General features: G+C 43.2%; 13 protein-coding genes. 10 read left to right on the top strand and 3 right to left on the bottom strand.

The window, feature by feature from the left end; all coding sequences use genetic code 11:
• Positions 1-5: 5 nt before the first annotated feature.
• The 9 genes from P0078_RS11595 to P0078_RS11555 all read left to right on the top strand — a co-directional run bounded on the left by P0078_RS11595 (position 6) and on the right by P0078_RS11555 (position 13,481).
• Positions 6-278 carry a DUF1643 domain-containing protein gene (locus P0078_RS11595; RefSeq protein ID WP_282934486.1) on the top strand — a complete coding sequence of 91 codons (273 nt, stop codon included), beginning with the start codon at positions 6-8 and terminating at the stop codon, positions 276-278.
• Positions 279-456: 178 nt separating this feature from the next.
• Positions 457-1,227, top strand: coding sequence for an excalibur calcium-binding domain-containing protein (locus tag P0078_RS11590; protein WP_282934485.1), 771 nt, complete (start codon positions 457-459; stop codon positions 1,225-1,227).
• A 41-nt stretch (positions 1,228-1,268) separates the two neighbouring features.
• Entirely contained in the window at positions 1,269-2,603 is a 1,335-nt protein-coding gene (locus P0078_RS11585; RefSeq protein ID WP_282934484.1) for an RES family NAD+ phosphorylase, read from the top strand.
• A 95-nt stretch (positions 2,604-2,698) separates the two neighbouring features.
• Positions 2,699-3,676: a VRR-NUC domain-containing protein gene (locus P0078_RS11580; RefSeq protein WP_282934483.1), complete on the top strand. Its 978-nt coding sequence runs from the start codon at positions 2,699-2,701 to the stop codon at positions 3,674-3,676.
• 101 nt (positions 3,677-3,777) lie between these two features.
• Entirely contained in the window at positions 3,778-4,668 is an 891-nt protein-coding gene (locus P0078_RS11575) for an FRG domain-containing protein (RefSeq protein WP_282934482.1), read from the top strand.
• A 184-nt stretch (positions 4,669-4,852) separates the two neighbouring features.
• Positions 4,853-5,557 carry a hypothetical protein gene (locus P0078_RS11570; RefSeq protein ID WP_282934481.1) on the top strand — a complete coding sequence of 235 codons (705 nt, stop codon included), beginning with the start codon at positions 4,853-4,855 and terminating at the stop codon, positions 5,555-5,557.
• 878 nt (positions 5,558-6,435) lie between these two features.
• The gene (locus P0078_RS11565; RefSeq protein ID WP_282934480.1) at positions 6,436-9,261 is read left to right on the top strand and encodes a SpvB/TcaC N-terminal domain-containing protein; all 2,826 of its coding nucleotides are present in this window, start codon (positions 6,436-6,438) and stop codon (positions 9,259-9,261) included.
• 44 nt (positions 9,262-9,305) lie between these two features.
• Positions 9,306-12,935: an RHS repeat-associated core domain-containing protein gene (locus tag P0078_RS11560; RefSeq protein ID WP_282934479.1), complete on the top strand. Its 3,630-nt coding sequence runs from the start codon at positions 9,306-9,308 to the stop codon at positions 12,933-12,935.
• On the top strand, positions 12,936-13,481 hold the full coding sequence (locus P0078_RS11555; protein ID WP_282934478.1) for a hypothetical protein: 546 nt from the start codon (positions 12,936-12,938) through the stop codon (positions 13,479-13,481).
• Positions 13,482-13,631: 150 nt separating this feature from the next.
• On the opposite strand, the gene P0078_RS11550 is transcribed toward P0078_RS11555, so the two are convergent.
• From P0078_RS11550 to P0078_RS11540, 3 genes are all read right to left on the bottom strand, one after another.
• Positions 13,632-13,787 (bottom strand): hypothetical protein, encoded by a 156-nt coding sequence (locus P0078_RS11550; RefSeq protein WP_282934477.1) that lies wholly within the window; start codon positions 13,785-13,787, stop codon positions 13,632-13,634.
• A gap of 289 nt (positions 13,788-14,076) precedes the next feature.
• Positions 14,077-15,600, bottom strand: coding sequence for a type I restriction-modification system subunit M (locus P0078_RS11545; protein WP_282934476.1), 1,524 nt, complete (start codon positions 15,598-15,600; stop codon positions 14,077-14,079).
• A complete protein-coding gene (locus tag P0078_RS11540; RefSeq protein ID WP_282934475.1) occupies positions 15,593-16,210 on the bottom strand; it encodes a restriction endonuclease subunit S in 618 nt (205 codons plus the stop codon). Before P0078_RS11540 ends, P0078_RS11545 begins: the two co-directional genes overlap by 8 nt.
• 408 nt (positions 16,211-16,618) lie before the next feature.
• Between P0078_RS11540 and P0078_RS11535 the strand changes: the two genes are divergently transcribed.
• Positions 16,619-19,081, top strand: coding sequence for a TnsB C-terminal domain-containing protein (locus tag P0078_RS11535; protein ID WP_282934474.1), 2,463 nt, complete (start codon positions 16,619-16,621; stop codon positions 19,079-19,081).

Here is a 19,081-nt window from a genome sequence, read left to right as displayed (position 1 = left end):
GGAATATGGGGGCTACATTAAGTGAGTGCCATAAATATCGGTACATTCTTTCACGTAAAGTAGATGATTTTGGTGGAAATGTATTCGCTTATTTTGGAGTGAACCCATCTACAGCGGATGAAACCATTGATGACCAAACGGTAAAAAAATGGATTGGTTTCACGGCCAAAAATTCCGGTTCTCGTTTTGTCGTGGGTAACGTATTCGCGTATCGTGCAACTGAAGTTAACGAGCTAGCTAGCACTGAAGATCCGGTTGGCCTGATAATGGCTACCTAGCCGGAAAGGATTTAGAGTTTGCCTGTATTGCTCCAGAAGATGAACTGGCAGGCGTGCCGGATACACAACGAGATTGGACAGCCTGCCGCACCGACATTCCGGCGCATAGGCTCTTTAACTTTACAACTCATGCTTTCAGGGTGCGCCCTATAAGCTCAGTATTGGATTAGGTGAGAATATGAATAAAACAGCAATACGAATAATAGCGGGCGCAAAACGTCTTACAGTATTTTTTTGTATTTTCTTTGTTGTTATTTCTTCAGCTTCAGCAAAACAAAGCTGGCGAGGGCTCGTGGTTGAGCCGGAAGACCGGTGTTCTCCATATAACAAGAAAGCTCAATACCCCTACTCACAAACTGTTGAGGATGAAGTCGTACAAAATATGGGAGGGAATATTTACGGGCCATATACCGGTCGATATTTTGTTTCTGATACTGAAACAGATATAGAGCACATTGTTGCAGCTTCAGAGGGCCATGACAGTGGATTATGTTCAGCGTCGGCAGAGAAAAGAGCGCAGTTCGCTTCGGACCCTCTGAATCTTACTTTGGCCGCTCCTGAAATAAATCGGTGTGGAGCCAATGGAAAATGCGGGCTAGACGCTGCAGAATGGATGCCAGAAAGGAATAAATGTTGGTTTGCAAACCGGATCGTTGAGATTAAGGTCAAATATAATCTAAGTGTCAATCGAAGTGAAGCTGAAGCTTTAGAGAAGGTACTAGATAGTTGTAAAAGCTTTGAAATGATCTTCTTTCCCAGATCAGATCATCGTGAGATCGAAGCATCAATAACAAACCAAGGGAGTGTACTCGCGATGTATGACGATAATGACAATGGCCGAATCACTTGTGCGGAGGCGCGTGCTCATGGCCTAGCTTCGGTAACGCGAGAACATCCCGCCTATAAGTTTATGAATGATAGAGATGGTGATGGCGTCGTGTGTGAGTAATGAATTATCCGGATGAATAGGTGGAAATATGGTATTCAACAATGAGTAATGTGTGTTCGACTTGTATTGGTGATAGGTTCAAACAAGAACAAGTGGTTAATGAGGGGGTTATCACAGACTGTGATTTTTGCCGCTCTAAAGACACTCAAACGATGGAACTAGAAGTATTGGCGAAAGAGATTCATACCATATTTGAAAATCATTTCTGGATGACATCTCCCGAACCAGAGGGCTTTGATGTATACCTTGCAAGGGAGGGACGTTGGGAACAGCCTGGAGATCCTATAAGCCATATTATTGGAGATCTGCTTGAATCAGATAATGAAGATCTTATTAGCGCGATTTGCGAGTACTTGTTTGAGGAGTTCGGACCAGCGGGTAGCGATGCACTGATTGATCCTGCTCCATATGATGGAGATTCATTGTATATAAGAGCCCCAATCAAACACTATGAATTCCAGGAAAGCTGGGATTCCCTTCGTCAAGAAATTACACACCACGCGCGATTCTTTAACAAAAAAGCAGAGGCAGCACTCGAACACCTATTTCATGGAGTGGGAGATTTAGAGACGCCCGAAGGTAGTCCTGTTATACGTGTTTTATCCTCCAATACAAGAATTTTTCGTGCAAGGTTAGCAAAGACCTATTTAGAGTTGCCCGAAATAATAAAATCAGTACCAGTTTCTCTTGGATCTCCGCCAGAACAGCTTGCAACTGCTGGCCGTATGAATCCTGAAGGAATTTCCGTTTTTTATGGTGCTACAGATGCGAATACTTGTATCTCGGAAATACGTCCGGCAGTAGGAAGCTATGTTGTAATTGGCCAATTCTATCCCTTAAGGGATTTAAGAGTATTAGACTTGTCTCTTTTGCAAGATGTGTGCTTGCCTGGAAGTTTTTTCGATCAAACTTACTCTGAGAGGTTATCTAGGATTTCTTTCTTAGGGCAGCTGGTGGAAGAGTTATCAAGACCAATAATGCCGGGTGAAGAGGCAAGGGGGTATTTACTAACACAGGTTGTTTCTGAATACCTAGCAAATCATGCAGAAATTAAACTTGACGGTATTATGTTTAATTCTTCACAAGTAACGATTGAGGAAAAGGGTGAATCAGAAGAGGTACTGGAATGTCAAAATATTGTACTTTTTCCACACGCATGCATTATGACGCACCAAGTAGATAAATTAGACATTTATATGTACCCTGAAGATCCAAGCGACCCTCGTAGTGAATTAGATATTTCTATATTAAAAATACCTTCTTCGGAAACTGAGGGTGGCCCCCTTACATCTGAAGAAGGACTAAATCCCAGTATCCAGCTTGACGTAGAAAGTATTGAGATTAAGAAGATCCAAGGAGTTCGTTATCAAGCGTGATCTACCAATTCTGTAAATAATAGAATGTGACGAAACGGGCTGATATGGGAGGGAGTCATCGAAGTCTATAGCTTACCCAAATGGGATATTGTTTTGTGAATAGAGTAATGAAGCAACTAGTAAGTAACCTCCTAGAAGGTGACTTAGAAAGAGCACGTTGCCAAAGTAAAATTTTCCCAAGTTATTATGGTAGTAAAATTTTAGACAAGCAGGGAAATCTTACAGAATTCGGTCTTTGGGATGCTGTCGATTTCCCATTCCCTAGAAATTTGAGTGCTTGGCTATGTAAATGTCTTGTGAGTGAAGCATCAACAGACACATTACCGCTTCAGTTTAGTAATTATGCGAGAGTATTCAGACTAGTAAACAAAGCAAGTAAAGACCTTTCCGAATTGGCGCAGGTTAAAGCAATTCAATCGATGCAAATTTACAAGCAATGTGCCTATCTCGGTATAAGCTTTGAAGAAATTGAAGGGCTAGAAGCTGATCAAAGGGTAGAGCTATCTGTAAGTCAATATTACTCAAAAAGTGGATTTGAAAGTATCAACTTAGAAGGCGGAGAGTTTCTTGTTCTTATGCGCTGTGCCTCATGGACATTTCTATCCAAGGCATGTAGAGCGAATGAAACACCATATCTCGAAGCATTACTGGTAGACAGTAAAGATCCATCAAGTAGAAATAGGCGTGTGGTCGACTCTATGCTTGAGGGAATTAGTGACTCGAATAGGAATTCAGTTACTAGGTCTTTTAATAGGATTTATCCTAATACTTCACTAGAAAAAACATATCCTGGGCTAACATCTAGTTTCATTGGTAACTTATATGAAGTAATAGGCATGAATAATTTGTTTGAACTTGCAAAATGCTTTGCAGAGGACCCTTATAGGTATCGAAAGGGATGGCCCGATGTAACCGGATACAGGTTAGATAAAAGGCCGCTGAGAAAAAATGACGCGCGCCTTTTTTTGAGGGAAGTTAAAGTGAAAGATAAGCTGCGGCCATCCCAAATAATTACGTTAAGAAAACTTAAGAAGTTAATACCCGATATTGGTGTCGTAAAGGTGAGCTTTTAACTTGGGATGGGTATGGGCAACACGCGTAAATGGGAGGAAAGGAGATCATTGGAATATGGTTTTATGGGGAGGAATTATCATAGTGAAAGGGATTAGGATTTATGAAGTCCGGTGAGGATAAATCATATCAAGAAATTGATTTTCAGACTGCTAATGAGTTCTGGGAGGCACTAAGCCCGACTAGAGATCTGGTTAAACCACCTCATAAGTTACTATATCGTGGGCAAGCAAATGCTAAGTGGGGACTAGTTCCGACCGCCTTAAGAAAAGACTCAGGTGTCCTCGCATCTGCAATGCGAGGAAAGCATTTCGCAGATGATCAAGTCTTTTTTGAGTTTAGGTTACTTGAGACGTTTGCTGCATATTGCGATCAGATTGGAATTAAAATACCTAATGACTCTATAGAATTTCGAGAAAGACATCTGAATATTAAAGGTGAAGAAATTCATAGGTATTATCGCAGGCCGGATTTATGGCCTAATAATAAGTTGATTGAAATTATGGGGCTGGCTCAACATCACGGTGTGCCTACTAGGTTGTTAGACTGGACGAGGCATCCATATGTAGCTATATATTTTGCTGCTAGCAGTGCACTTTCCAATATGAATAATTGGGGTGAAGATGACAAGTTGGCACTTTGGGTGTTAAATAAGGAAGAAGAATCTTTATATCCAAAAGTAAAAATAGTTACTATTCCAGGTTCTACTACTCCACACCTTTCTGCACAATCAGGTTTATTTACTGTTCATCCTCATAATGGCAGCCGAGGTAAAAAGTTTAATATTGTTGGTCTTGAACATGAGTTTTCAAATGTTGCTAACACTCCATTAATGAAGCTTACAGTTCCTGTTAAGGAAAGTATTCGCTTGCGTCATCTGTGTGCGAAAATTGGCTTAACAGGAGCTACCATATACCCTAGTGCTGATGGGGCAGGAAAAGCGGTTATGGAAAGTGTGCTCTCATGGGTAGCTAGTAATAAATATAAGATGTAAATATATTAGGAGAATTATTTGTTGTTATTGCATTTTCCTTTATGGAAAATCTTAGTTCTTCTCCCTTCCCCATAATTGATAGATACTTTCAAGGGGTGGGGGTATGTTAATGGGGAGAGTTTTAATGGAGTATCAGTGTAGACTTTGTATGGATTACGTAATTAGGTTGGAAGGCTCTCATCTCATGCCAAAGTGGGTTTATAGACAAATAAATAAAAACGTAAGTACCCCTATCACATTGGATAAAAAAACAAACATTGGGATTATGACGAATACTCAACAAAAATGTCACTTGTTGTGTAGCGTTTGTGAGGGGAAATTATCACGAAAAGAGGATTATGTGAGTGCGTTTTCGCATTACGGAGCAACCCCCTTATTGGATAACTATCGTCAAAATGAAAAAAGTGAGAATAACTCTGTCGCAATTCTACCTAGTGGTTTTGATAAAAAGCAATTGGGTTACTTTGCACTAAGTGTTTTCTGGAGATACTCCATTAATCATAGGTTTAAGTCAATTGAACTCGGTCCTTATGCAGAGAAAATCAGGCTATTCCTCAAAGAGGAAGATGAAAAAAGTCTTGAAGGGATTTATATTGTTTTTAACTTGGTAGATAGCAGAGGTAAGGAGTCCACTTCAAGTATTTCAGTTCTACCACTTACATATACAAAAAAACCGTTCGGTTATCATCAGTTTTTATGCCTTGGACTCAAGTTTTCATTGATTGTAGGCAACAATACCCCTCCATCAGCTGCTAAGTTATGTCTTATTAGATCGAATAGCAATGAAGTTCAAATTACTCCCTGGGAAAAGGATAATTTAGTAAAAGAAAGCACCGGGTTAGTGTATTCTGTTACACCCAAAGGAAAGCTGTCGAAGAACTCATCATAGGAGTACTTTAATAGCTAACTGAAAATATGAATGAGACTACTGAAATATAAATCGATTTACTGGTTAAGCGATTTGGAATTAGAAGTATGACTCGTATTACAACTAAGAGCGACTTGGAGTACATAAACTATATAAGGTGGACTGGAATGTATGAATCCTCATAGGGAATTGAGCCAATATCATGCAGAGTACTGGTCAAAAGGACACGCTGCCGGTTTAAAGAATTCAAGCTAATAGGATTGGGTTGGAATATGAAAAAACAAGGTTTCGCTTGAATTTTCTGGCCACCCATTACTGGCAATGATAATAGTGTCATTGCTCTACAAGCCTCTGACATCTGTTCAGGTTCCAGCTGTATTCGTGGTGGTCATTCCGTTTGGTTGTCTAATTCTCTTGTTTCTCAATAAGAGGAAGTTATTGGGAATATGGAACAGGAGTCGGTCAATGTGTTTAACAATCCATACGAACTGTGGGACGTAGGAGAGCCTACTTTTGATAAAGTTAGGGAACTTAGTACCCATCCAAGTGAAGGAGTTGTAACTCAATTAATTAACCGGGTTACAAATCCAGTTGAAGGTGCACGATTTATCATAAAGCAAGTCATGGATTGTGGACTTGGGAATCACATTAATGAGGCTTTGTGTAAGACTGAAGTACAAATATACTAGGCACTGCGAGCCCAAGCACCTTTTTCACAAATTCAAGGCCGACCAATCGGAACAACTGTACCCGTTAATAGATTTAAAAATTATACTTAAATCTGTGTTTTCTGAAAATAGTTCTATTTGTCACGAATGCTGCATTTTTGTTTTGTCTTTGTTTTATTTTAATAAATCACTCTGATAATCTCGCTTTTTTTAGTGACCGATGATAATCATATGCGTTCCTTTAAAGTGCTGTTATTTGTATTGCTTGGGTTTATATGTGGAAGAACCCTAGCGGCTGTTGATGTTCCATCGACTAGTAATTCTGGGAAGTACACAGTTTCCTATTCACATAGTTATGGTTCATCTAGAGACTACCACTTATCATCTCTAAAAATGGTCGAGCTTAAAAATGGTACGGTCAATCGTACTTTTAGTGGGCTTAGTGTTGATGATGCAAGTGGTAGTATCTCTGTTACGGTGAGTGCTTCAGCGCAATATACTTATGAGCTTGTCGCAACCGTCTCCCGGTGTAATGTCATTCAAGACACTTTTCCTTTCTCTTGTGGGGGATGGAGTAATCCCTATGAGACTGACCATGGGGAGGATGTCATCAATGTGGCATTTAAACCTAACACCCCGGCAAGTATTGGATTCACATCTAGCACTATTGAAAGTGGCAGCACTGATACTAATGGGAAGTTCACTATAAATTGGGGCGCTTCTAGTGAAGGGCCTTTGGTCTCAGGTTATCAATGGTGTCAAAAAACCAATGGGAGCTGGCAGTCAAGTAGTAGCTGTCCAGAAGTAGGAAAAAACACTCGTACGCGCTCACTGCCAACTACAACGGGCACTATGCCCAGTGGAACTTATGCATACAGAGTGCGCGCCTATGTAAAGATCGGCAGCTACTATCAATACAGTGGTTGGCGCACCTCATCTACACTTAATGTAAAGCACTATCCTGAGCAAGTTGGTAGCTGGCTTGAGCCTGGCGGTAGTACATTAACTGGGACAAGCTTCCAGTTAAAGTGGCAATCTGTCAGTGATCCCGATCCTTCCGACCCAGTAGATAGTTATGATTTGGAGTGGAGTGTAGATGGCAGCGGTTACAGTAATGTTTTCGATAGTAATCTCGGTAAAACAACTACTGCAACTATTAACAAATCGACGACCGGTCAAGATATTGAAGCAGTTGTCTATAAATTCCGTGTACGCGCATGTAATCAATCCAACGATTGCGGCCCATGGTCAAGCACCAAGCAGCTTAACCCTCCTGCACCACCGGAACCTGAATTTAGTGATGACTTAAAAACACAGTTCTTTAAGCTTGATCAAGTTATTACATGGAAAGATGTTGGGGCCAGTAGCTACCAACTGGAACGCCTCCGTAAAGGTGATGGAAATAACTGGCAAACCAAGGTCGCAAGCACGACCGGTACTAGTTATTTTGATGGCGGCAGTGAGCCGGGCACTTATCAATATAGGCTAAATGCTTGTAATGACTTTGAATGTGCGTCAGTTCTAAGTCCCTGGATTAAAGTACACAGCTTGGCCAATACTGATGAGGCCCCAGCTGTGAGCACTGAGGTCGCAGATTCCCCTGGAACGCTACCTTACAATGCTGACGTTAGTGCATCTGGGAATGCAATTATCAATGTACCCCTGCAAGCTGCTCCTGGGGTTAATGGGTTGCAGCCTAATATTTCCTTGTATTACACCAGTGCCCGCTTCCAGAAGCGTATGAATGAATCACTTCCTGAAGATATTTTGGGATATGGCTGGCGATTGAGTGGATTGAGTAGTATCCGCCGCTGTGTGGTGAATCGCCCGAAAACTGACAGAGTTAAGCTAGATGAAAATGATTCCCTTTGTCTGGATGGCGAACCGTTGGTGCTTGTGTCTGGTACGCACTGGGAAGAAGGCGCACAGTATCGATCTCTCCGTGATAGCTTCCGGCTAATTGAGTTGCAGGAAGACAGTGACGGCAAGCCCTGGTTTAAAGTGAGGACCCCCAATGGCTCAGTGAATGAATACGGATCTACAGCAGATAGCCGTTTAAAAGCTGAGGAGTCCCCGCATTTCGCCTGGAGCCTGAATAAAGTCACCGATGCTTTTGGCAATACCATGGAGTACAAGTACCACCGGGATATTGTTGAGGGGATCAATTACCCCCTAGAAATTACTTATGGTAATCAGGGTGATGCAAAAATTGAATTTCAGTACGGCACCCGTACAGATGCCCCGCCAGTACCCTTAGAAGATATCCAGCAAGAGCAGCTGGTTCTGCTGCATCATATTCGTGTCAGTCTTGATGGTGCTTTGCATAGGGAATATAAGCTGATATCCGAAGAAGAACCTGCTGATCCTAACCAAGATCACTATCGCCGCCTAAAACAGGTACAGATGTGTGGTTATGGAGAAAATGGCAGTGGGCGTCAATGCCTGCCCCCACTAGAATTTAGTTGGAAATTTACCAACTCCTCTAATCCCGACGATTTTGAAACTGGGATCGAAACAATAACTAATGGTCTGGGGGCACAGACAAAATTTGTTCTGGAGCGAATCTCCGATAATTCTGGAGAAGAGGAGATAGGTCGCTTTGATGAGGGGGCTACCCTGTTTGGCTCTGTTGGCTCGATTCCAGATGCCAGTCAAGAGCTGGCTGTCAATGGGGACTATCGAACTGTTGTTACCAAGTTACAGCGCTCCAATGGTTACACTCAAGGGTGGCATACTACCGAATATGCATATCAAGGCGTGGGACTGACTAGTGACAAACACTGGGGTTTCCTCGGCTATACCGCCCAGCGTATTTACGATACCGAAGCCAATATCGTCACCTACCGCCAGTTCCGCAAAGATTTTCCATACTTTGGAAAGGTAGCGCGGCAGATCCAATACCACAATAACTATCAATTTGGTGAACTGCTGACTAATCAGCGATTCAGCTACGACACGCTTGAACTTGAAGCGGGAAGTAGCACCACTTATTTCCCCTATGTTGCCCAGAGCCTGGACGCGCTTCTGGAGGGGGAGAAAACCTGGGATATGTCTTAACTGATAGTTTTCCACAAACACTGTCTTTTGGAGATGCTGGTGATTTGCTCAACGGTACTTCCAATACCACCCGTATTGTCGGAAGTACTCAATTCAGCGATACCCAGAGTGTTTGGGGAGAGGTTCTACCAGCTACAAGTTACAGCGATATTCAGCGCAGTGTAGAGAGGACGACCCTGTTGGACAATCGTGTCAGCGGTCAATGGTTGATAGGCTTTCCTAGTGTTCAGGAGCAACGCTACTTTAGTGGTGATGTTACTGGCACGCCGGACCAGGAAGCTAGTAGCACGATGGTTCCTTATTCCAACACAAACAGAGTACAGACACTAACTCAATACCCCGGCGATGCTCAGTACCAAATGGTGGTGACCTATGACTACGATGCATACGGCAACATAAAAAGTGAAACCGCTACAGGTAAGATCGATGCCTCTATCAATGGTGCAGGCACCCAAACCCGCAGTGCCACAGTAGGGGGCGCCTTTGCAGATCGGCGCTACCCCACCAGTCTAAGTAATAGTCTGAATCACTCAATGACTTTGGGCTATGACACCCGCTTCGGCAGTGTTACCCAGATAACGGATGCAAACAGCCAATCCAGCAGCATCCAATACGATCCCTTTGGTCGCGAAGTAGAGCGTACCAACGCCGACAACGTCGTGTTTACCAGCCAGTACAATTTCTGCCACGGTATCTGCCCCACAGTTGGTGGCATAGAGGTTCCTTTCTGGGTGCAGACCGACTCAGATATTACTCCCACCTCAGAATACTATTACGATCAACTGGGCCGTCTGGTGCAGCAGGATATTCAAGCGTTCTCAGGTAGCAATGTATCCCGTCGAGAGTTTAAGTATGACCTGCAAGGCCGCCTTGCCTTGGAAACTGCACCTTTCTTTGCTCAGGGAGCTGTAGCGATAGACGGTTACAAACCTATCGCCAGTTATGATTACGATTTGCGTAACCGCCTCAATTTTATTGAAAAAGCAGATGGCAGCACGGTTGACATCGACTACGCAGTGAATCATGGAGGTAGCGGCAAACAGGTCAAGGTCAGTGTCACCGAGTCTGTTATGGGAGGCAGTGGAACCACATATCAAGTGAAGGAGAGTTACTATGACTCTACTGGCAGCCTGGCTCGCACGGTAGATGACGCTACCGGTGAAGCGGTAGCTACCGACTACACTTACTACGCCACGGGCCTGCCAAAAACGGTTATCGTTACCGGAAGCGGACGTAATATTGAATCCAGTTTTGTGTTTGATTACGCCGGCTTCCGCACCAGCCTGAATGACCCGAACCTAGGTACAGTGACCAGTAATTATAACGCCTTTGGCGAATTGGACCGCCAAACCGACAACAAAAACCAGAGCATTACCTATCTATACGACCAAATGGGTCGCCTGCTGGAGCAGGAGGACGAAGAGGGTCTGGCTCAATGGGAATATGACGCCGCCAATGCAAAGGGGGCTTTGGCGAGCCGCAGTTACACAGAAAATGGCACTCAGGTATTTCTTGAGGAGTATAAATACCGAGCAGATAGCAAGCTGAATAATATCAACACTCATTTAATCATTAATGGGAATAATCCTAGCTATCAACACATTTATAGCTACGATAGCTACGGTCGTATTAATAAGACCGTTTATCCCAATGGCTTGGAAGCGCACTATCAATACAATAACCGTGGGTTTATGCAAAGCCTAAGCAGCGATGCTGCTGGCAATAACTCCCTTCAGACATTTGATAACCTTAATGCCTGGGGACAGGTAGAACAGGAAACCTACGGCAATGGCTTGATTACCAACCGCACCTACAATGCTGATACCGGACGCCTGGAAAGTATCAACACCGACAGCGGGCAGATACAAAACAATGAATATCGCTGGCGCTCCAATGGCACTCTCGAAAGTCGTCTCACTTATAACAGTGCCAGCGTATTACAAAAGCAGGAAGACTTTAGCTACGACGGCCTCAATCGCCTGCGCAACGCCTCCATGGTTACAGGTGGTGACCGTGTGTTAAGTACTCAGTACGACAAGCTGGGCAATATCCTCTCCAAAACCTCCAGCGTGAATAGCGATACCCAGGTCACCGGGTATCAGTACGGCGAGTTTGGCAATGCCGGCCCCAATGCCGTGAGCAATGTCACTATCGACGGTCTCTCCCACAATTTGCATTACGACGCTAATGGCGCCATTGAGCACTACGATGCCGCCACTGGCGATGACAAATGGATCAGCTGGAACGCCCGGCAACTGCCCACAGAAATTGTGGTGGGTAGCAGTCAAAGTGATAGTACACCTACTGCGAAAGACCACTTTAAATATGGGCCGGATGGCCAGCGCTACTATCGCGAAAGTAGTTGGATGGAGAATGGCCAGCTCAAAACAGAAAAGGTCTTTATTATTGGCAGTTTTGAAGTGGTTTGGCCTGAGCACGATTCAGCAATCTGGCGAGTGCAGCGCACCAGCCTGAGTGATTCCGTCCAGCATATTGCGATCACAGATCCCGCAGCGATTTCAGATCCCTCAGGCATCACCAGCGAATACCAATACTTACACCGAGACCACCTCGGTTCCATCGAGAAAATCACCGATAACACAGGTACTGAAATCTTAAGTACCGCATTTAACCCAGACGGCAGCCGCCGTCAAGAAGACTGGGGTACAGACCTAAGCTCATTGCTGATGTCTGATTTGTTAGCAGTACAACATGTCACCACCAACCGCGGTTACACCGGCCACGAACAGCTAGATAGAACTGGCCTAATCCATATGAACGGGAGAATTTACGATCCCACACTAGGCCGCTTTCTCAGTCCAGACCCGATTGTGCAGGCGCCAACCTTCAGTCAGAATTGGAACCGGTATAGCTATGTATTTAATAATCCTCTGAGTTTTACGGATCCTAGTGGGTATGAGGGGGATGAAGTAGACTCGAAGAAGACCGTGCATCCCATTGATGAAGGGGACTCACCAGGAAACGGTGATTCGGTCGTAGAGGGCGAAGTTACTACAACAGGAGAGGCGCCAAGAGGTGGCACCCTAATTGGAGGTGGGGCTTTCACTCAAAATGCTGGAGGCTCACTTGGTGTACTTTCCGGTGGGAGTTACGGAGCTGCTCAGGCAGCGGTCGGTAGAAAGCTGAGTGAAGAAAATGAAGATGATGAATATGTAAATGGCTGTAAAGATTTTGGCGCCATTTGTCACTCTTCTATAGCTGGCTCTTCAGAGGATGGGATCAGGAATGAGCAAATAGTTGTTGGAAAAGCTGGAAGTCGTGCTCAATTAGCAGCTCAGATGGTGAAGTTTGCTACTCTGATCTTTGTTACGAGAGGTAGGGGTGTTGTTACAACCAAATTAACACCTAATCAGCTGGGTAGAATTGGTGAAGAATCGGTTAGAGCCTCATTCAATATTGGACAGAAAAAGAAGTTCAGTATTAATGGTAGGGATAGGATTCCAGATGGTGTAACTAGCACAACTCTCTCTGAAGTTAAAAATGTTAAATCCTTGAGCTATACTCGACAGTTGAGAGATTTTTCCGATATTGCAAAGCAGCAAGGATTAAGGTTTGACTTATATGTTCGCCCCTCCACAAAGCTCAGTGGGCCACTTAGTGATGCAATTAAAAACGGAACAATAAATTTAAAATTTATTCCAGGAGCGAAGTAAATGGGCAAAACTGCTGCCGAGTTAATGGCTGAATTGGCCAAGAATAAGGAATACTTTGACAAAAAGGATGTTCAAGATAAACGAGTTCAAGACCTTGAGGATATTTGTAAGTCAGATGAGCAAGAGTTGGTTAGAGAACTAAATAGAGCTGGTTTTACGGTGAACTCGGTCTGGGACTTAATTAATACTAAAGATGATTATCTTGATGCTATACCAATCTTGTTAAAGCATTTAAAAGTCCGTCATCATCCCAAAATACTAGCTGGTATAGCTCGCTCGTTAGCTATACCAACTCTTTCGGAAGACGATAAGCTTTGGCAAACTCTGGCAGAATTATACAAAGTAACTCCGTCAGACAATGAAATTGATAGACCAGAAGAAAGAGGGGCGCAGCAAGCAATTGCGATTGCGTTGGAAGCTTTATCTGTCAGCCAAAGGACTAAAAGCTTAGAGGATGTTATTAATAATACTCCTCAGGGAGATGGAATACAGTGGCTTCGAGATAAATTAAATGAAATTAAAATCAATGATAATTCAAGAAAATAACTAACTCTGGATATTTATAGATTAGAGTAAGGTGCCAGCAATATTTGTTGGTGCCAATATTCTGAAGTTAGTGCTTTAATGGTCGCATAGCATGTTCCAACTGCCGGTGGGCGATAATTGCATCAATAACCCAAGTATTGTGTCCTTGTCTTAATCATCAAAAAATTCCAGCAGCTTGAAGCGCTTAAATAGCACTTCATTGCGGATGGGGCTTTCGTCCATCGGCTGGTCCATTACCAGATAGTCCAGTGATACGTTGAAAATATTCACTAGCTGGATCAGCTTCTCCAGCGGTGGGACATGCATATTGCTCTCGTCCTTGTTAGCGGATCTCCAGCTTGTTGGCCAGTTCTTTGAGTCGTTTCCCGAAGGCTTGTTTGATGTCCAGATCTTGGACGACTTGTATAGGCAGAATGATCGCACCCATCAAGATAAGAAGTTTTGTGGCCGCACACTGACGGCAATATTTGAAGATGGAAAAAGCATCTGGAATGAGAGATTTGTAAACTGAAGTTGACCTGACAGAACATTTTCTGAAAAACCGCTAACTGCCAGATCAAGTCTGAACTACTACACATAATGTTAAAATTGTGGCCTAGGTGACATAGCCAAGTCTTCTTAGTTGACTTTTTATCTCAGTTTCCGCTTCGGTTAGCTGGGATTTTAATTTCTTACGTTCAGAGTATATATCAAGAAAAGTACCTTCCTCTTTCTTTTCTAGGCTATTAACATAGCGTGGGAGATTAAGGTTGTAGTCATTTTTCCGAATCTCTTCGAGAGTTGCGATATGGCAGTATTTGTCCACATCTGCCGCATTTTTGTAGGCCTCAAGAATCTTGTTAATGTTCTTTTTAGATAGTAGGTTCTGGTTTTTACCAGCTTTGTATTCGTGAGAAGCATCAATAAAAATTACATTAGTATTCGTTTTTTTCTTTTTGAATATAAGGATTGCTGCGGCAATACCACTGCCATAAAAGAGTTTTTCAGGGAGGCCAATTACCGCATCAACCAGGTTTTCTTCGATTAAGTGCTTTCGGATAATAGCTTCATTAGAGCCACGGAAGAGTACTCCAAGAGGGACAACCACACCCATTCTGCCTGTTTCTGGCTTTAGGGTACTGATCATATGAAGAATGAAAGCGTAATCTCCCTTTGTTCTTGGCGGTAAGCCTCGCTCGAAGCGCATGAATTTATCATGAGCGGCTTCTTCATAGCCCCATTTATCAAGTGAAAACGGTGGATTGGCGGTAACAACATCAAACTGCACTAAGTGGCCATGGGAATCCAATAGTTTCGGGTTACGGATTGTATCGCCCCACTCAATTTGGTGGTTATCTTGGCCGTGTAGAAACATGTTCATTTTGGCCAATGACCAAGTAGAGCTGATGGCCTCTTGCCCATACAGTTTATATTTATTGCTTTTATGATTGGCAAATATTTTTTGTCCACATTTCAATAATAACGATGCGGAACCGGCAGTTGGATCGCAAATGTCGTCACCAGGCTGCGGGTCGAGTAATTCTGCCAATAAGTCACTAACTTCTGGTGGTGTATAAAATTCTCCTGCTTTCTGTCCACCACTAGCAGCAAAGTTTCTAATCAGATACTCGTAGGCATTACCTATCACATCAAGTGTAGCAACACGAGATGGTTTGAGGTTGAGTTTAGGACTTGCAAAATCCTCTAGTAAGTGGCGGAGAATTAGCTCTTTGTGCTTGCCTTCTCCCAGCTTATCAGTATCGAAGGATATGTCTTGAAATACGCTTTTGCCTGCACTTTTCAGCATGCCGTAATTAGCTTCTTCAAGGATTTTTAGTGCTTGATCAATGCGTTTTCCATTGTTTGGTTCGTGGCGCATTTCGAACAGTGTATAAAAGTTTGCCTCTCTGGGGAGTACAAACCGTTCGGCCCTCATCTTCTCCTCAATTAATATGGAGTCATTACCATACTGAGTTTGGTAGGCTTCGTAGTGATCCTGCCAGACATCTGAGATGTACTTGAGGAATAGCATTGTCAGGATGAAATCTTTGTAAGAATCAGCGCTGATCGTGCCGCGAAAGGTATCGCAGGCAGCCCATAAAGCTTTATTGATCATCTCCTGCTTGATGTTGTCAGTCATAAAGTAACCCTCTGATGGGATCTGCTTCATTAGCCTCTTTGAGAAGATCGGCACAAATCCGGGACATTAGATTTTCACCGTTCGCAATGAGTTGCTCTGCGAGTCGACGTTCGCTAACAACAGCAGTATGAAGACTGGATATGGTCTTCTGGTGTGAGATTGAAGGAATAATAATTGGTGTGTTCTCAACGATAGTACGTCGAATACTTTTAGAAGTAGATCCCTCAGCATTGCGCTTGAAATAGTCCTGGACCGGCTGTTGGTTAAGTTGCCAGGCAAGAAATTCCGGCAGCAATATCTGCTTGGCAGATTCCCTTAGACTGATATGGAAAAAATGTGGGGCAGCCAGAGTTGGAAATGGTGGCTGTTCGTCAAGATAGTAAGCGTAATTACGTCCACCCCGGGCGACTAAAAGTATGTCGCTAGTGCGTAACCATTCCTTTTTTACTCCGACAGGCTGACACCTAACAACACTCTGCCAATCCACTCCATGAGAAGGGTCAATGTCCCTCATTTGTAGTACACGAGTCTCACTTCCTGGGTCGTCGATGAGTTTTGTTCGGAATGCGTGCCCCGCTCTGATCGTGGCTAATGGGCCTAGTGGTTTCATATTCTTATGCAGTAATGGCATTGATGCATAAATATTAGCTTGATAAGACAACGGGCAGCAAGATTTTTTGCATCAATCGGCTTGAAGTAGGCGTCAAATTACTTTTATTCGTGACTCTATGCATCATGGCGTATGATGTAGATGTGTAATTTATAGTAGTTTAAATGCTATCTGGCAGTTTCTGCCTTGAAGTCTGATTGGAAGGAAGTCTGTAAATGAATTGAATTCAAACAAAAAAACCGAAATCAATCGCTTGATTCCGGCTTTTAGGGAAGATTGCTCTTCGTATAGGCACATTGAGTATCTTTCTCTATCAGTTTTCCGTCAAGCAATACGTATCACGAGCTGAGAGTTCGAGGGTAGCTGCTGTTTGTTTATCGGGCTGCCCTCAGTCTCGTAGGAGCTTTCATGTCGGATGAACTACAAAATCTTGATCGCTACTTAACCTTTTGTCAGTCAAATGGCGTTACTGAGACAGGGTTGAGGATTGTGGAAGAAATCATATCCAACCCGCCTGCGCGTAGGGTTCGAACTCGCTCTATGGGGCCTAACATCACTAGTCGCTTCCCTAGTCACAAAATGGGGCTCACTATCCAGGCTGAGAGTCGGACACTAGAGCTGTCCTCCATCTACCTAAAGGAGTTCGACCCCAAAGTACTGGGGTACTGGGATCAGCCTTTCCACAAGGTAGTGCTGTCATATCGTAGCGGTAAGCGTTATGTAAGGGTGCCTACGACACTGGACTTTTTTGTCATCGCAGATGGTTTTATTGGTTTTGAGGAGTGCAAGCCGTTTGACGCCTTGCAGAAATTGGCCAGTAAAACACCTGGCCGCTATCAATGGAACGAAGAGTTAAAATGCTTCGAGATCCCTCCGATGGCAGACTATTTAGAGGGTACTGGGCTAGCGTACCGGATAGTAAGTGACAAAGAAATCAACCCCATCTACATAGATAATCTTGCACTACTTTATAACTACCTTCCCGATATGACCTCTGAGGAAGATCAACGTTTATGGACTCTTTGTAAGGAGTTACTTCTGGCCAAAGGTCCACAGCCTTTCAATGTACTTGAAGGCTCAATAGCCGGAGTTACGCGCGATAGAGTGATGCAGGCAATAGCCCAACAGTCACTTTATGTTGACTTGCAGAATTGTCGACTAAATGAACCAGAGAGAGTTTTAATCGCTGCTGAACCAAATCAGCTAAAAGGGGTAATGACTCAGAAGACCTCCGATTTTGTACGTGACCGTATTATCCTAGATGCGTCACCTAAAGAAATTGAGGCGAGTCTGGCGCGTATTAATTTAGTTAATTCTGTCCTGGCTGGGGAGAGTGTTGTAAATGTGGCAAATAAAGCAAAGGTTAGCGTACGGACACTGCAACGTTGGTTGAGTGCTTATCGTAAGAAAGGGATCGATGGCCTGCAGCCTGAACACCATAAGAAAGGTAATTATGTAGAAAAACTTCCTGAAGAACTCGAGTTGATTATTCAGCAAACCATAGAGTCAAATTTCCTTAATAGCGACAATCAAAATTTCCCACATATTTATGGGTTAATTTGTGGAGAATGTACAGAGAGAGGACTAGTTCCGCCCTCTAAAAAATCTGTTAGAAGGCGAATCCTACCTATAGCAGAGGTGGTTTCAAAGAAAGTCCGAGAGGGTGCAAAAAGTGCCTATCAATATACAACCTATCAGGGTGTGGATGGGAAACATAAAGAGCTTCCTCTAATTGGAGTTAATCGTTTTTTACAGCGCTGTCATATAGATCATACACAGATTGATTTGCAGTTGGTTTCGGTCGAGGGTGTGAATCTTGGTAAGCCTTGGTTAACTACCATAGTTGATGAATATTCAGGTTATGTTCTGAGTTGTTATCTTTCATTTAGGCATCCATCCAATATCTCTGTGATGTCGGCGCTACGATTAATGGTAAAAACTCATGAGATCTTTCCCGAAGCTGTTGTGGTTGATGGAGGAAAGGAATTTCAAAGCATTTATTTTGAAACTTTAATGGCCCGCTATAGGACTACGATAATTTCAAGAGAAGGAAAGCCAAGGAGTGGGTCGGCAGTTGAGCGTAACTTTGGTTCATTGAATACGATATTTCTAGACAACCTAAGTGGAAGTAATAAGTTAGCAAAAAATATTAGAGAGGTTTCAAAGAGCCATAATCCCGAAAACCTGTCTATTTGGGAGCCGGTAGATTTTTATCATGGGCTTCTACAGTATATAGATAAGTTTAATCACCAGAGTATCAAAACCGGTGGATTATCTCCTGCCCAAATACGTGATAAATCAATCGAAAGGTTTGGCCTTAGCTACTCTAGAAAAATCGAGTTTAATGAGATTTTTCTTATGAACGTTCTGTTGCCTCCAGCACGCAGTGGCACAAAGTTGAAGAGAAACTCTGCGATTCAGGTTAATAGAGTTCGCTATTGGCATATATGTTTGAAATCTGCTTCTCGAGAAAGTATTGCAGTGGATATCCGGTTTGATCCATTTGACCTTAATTATATCTTTGTTTTTTACCAAAATAGATGGATACGTTTCCAGGCAACCAAGCCACAACATCGCCGTGTAGATGAGCTGGAGGGTGCCATTCTCGCGGAAGTAGCTCGTCAGACTCTGTATATAAATGAACGATCAAAAGATACTGGTCGAGCAGATCTCGCAGGTTTTGTTGAAGAGCTAAATCAAGGTGCTAAAGCTAATCTCAAGAAAAGGGAGCTTAGCTCTGGTTCATCAAGTAATAAATTTAAAGTTAATAATAATCAATTTGGCACCCCTGGCCTAGAAGAGTCTGAGTGTGATGAGTGGTCATCAGTTGACTGGGATATATCTATCCCGGATTCAGATGAAGAGGTTTGA

This window comes from Microbulbifer sp. VAAF005, from assembly GCF_030012985.1.
Taxonomy (GTDB): domain Bacteria; phylum Pseudomonadota; class Gammaproteobacteria; order Pseudomonadales; family Cellvibrionaceae; genus Microbulbifer.
Note: the sequence above shows the minus strand (reverse complement) of the source record. Positions and strands in the feature narration are given on the sequence as shown.